This is a genomic window from Pseudomonas huaxiensis, from assembly GCF_003231275.1.
Taxonomy (GTDB): Bacteria; Pseudomonadota; Gammaproteobacteria; order Pseudomonadales; family Pseudomonadaceae; genus Aquipseudomonas; species Aquipseudomonas huaxiensis.
On the sequence record NZ_QKVL01000126.1, the window covers coordinates 1 to 1,501 of the forward strand.

General features: G+C 63.6%; 1 protein-coding gene. It reads right to left on the bottom strand.

Features of this window, described 5'->3' with window-relative positions; translation table 11 throughout:
* The coding region (locus tag DM374_RS32500; protein ID WP_110973528.1) for a type VI secretion system Vgr family protein at window positions 1–1,501 on the bottom strand (1,501 nt) is incomplete at both ends.

The following is a 1,501-nucleotide window of genomic DNA, read 5'->3' on the forward strand; positions in this document are numbered from 1 at the left end:
CTGCGGTCATGCCCGACAAAGGTGGTTTCGTCATTCTTGACGACATTGTTCTGGTCTCTCTGGGCATGGATGAACACCTCTTCCTGCCCGGCCTCATCCTCGAAACGCAGCTCGTTGAAGCCATTGCCCTTGTGGGTCTGGCTCTTGAGGGTCATGCGGGTCTTGTGCTTCGGCAGTTCGTAGGGCGGACGCTGCAGGGCATTGAAGCCCCGGCCGGTGATAACCGGTTGGTCCGGGTCGCCGTCGAAGTTGCTGACGATGACTTCCTGACCAATACGCGGAATCGCCATATGGCCCCAAAGCGCGCCGGCGATGTTCTGCGACACGCGGATCCAGCAGGAGCTGTGTTCGTCTTCGTTACCTTCGCGGTCCCAGGGAAACTGCACCTTCACCCGGCCGAATTCGTCGCAGTAGATTTCCTCTCCGGGCGGACCTACGACTTTCGCCGGCTGCGGGCCGTCGATACGCGGTTTGGGCAATGCCTCGGCGCGCCATTCGGCATCGTCCGGCACCAGGGTGGCAACGCAGTTGTAGTGGGTGCCCTGGGTAGCGTCGGCGCTGTCCTCGCCCTGGCTGACGTATTGCTTGCCGTGGTGCTCCAGGCGTATCGGGCGCCAGCCGCGATTGAGGTCTTCGCGTGGATGGCCGACAAGGTCGAAATAGATGCCCGGCACCAGCCGCGCGTCGTCACCCTCGGCGATGACCTGGCAGGCATCGCCGCGCAGTCCACGCAGGCGGTCGCGGGTGAAGGCTTCGCCTGATTCACCTTTGTAACGGCCGGGATAATCGTAGCGCTCGTAGCTTTTGGCCTGGTGTTCCAGGTCGGTGGCTTCGCGGCGGGTCTGCTGGTTGTAGAGCGGGTTCTTGAAGCTGTAGTCGCGCTGGGTCTGGCGGGCGCTGCGCACGTTTTCGGTGTAGGTGAAGTGATGCAGCGCCGGACCCGGACGATCGCCGCCGGGTTTGGGGTTGTATTCCACGGGTGAGCCGGGCTGTTTGCCGAAGATCCACAGGCGGTCGCAATGGACCAGGCGGTGGCCTTCGGCGCTGTGCAGAAAGCCGTAGAAAAAGCCTTCCTCGCGCATGATGCGTTCGACGAAGTGGTAGTCGCTGTCGCCAGCCTGCACGCAGTATTCCCGCGTCTCGTGGGGGTTGGTGACGCGTTGTTCGTAGTCCAGATCGAGGGCGTGCTTCTTGAGCATCGCGGTGGCGATGTCGGGCACGGTGACGGTCTGGAAAATGCGCCAGTCCGAAGCCAGTCGCAGACGGGCCAGACGGGGCTCGACAATGGCGCGGTAGCGGGTGCGACGAAAGCCGGTCGCGCCTTGCTGGAACGAGCTGACCGAGCCGTGCACATAGCGCACGGGCTGGCCGCCTTGCCAGAGGGTGAGCAGCGCCGGGCGGTCGAGGACCTGGCCAAAATCGACGGCAGGGTTCGCGCAGCTCAGGTCGACTTCGAGGCGGAAGGTTTCGGAGAGGCCTTCGGCGAGGTGGAATTCGACGA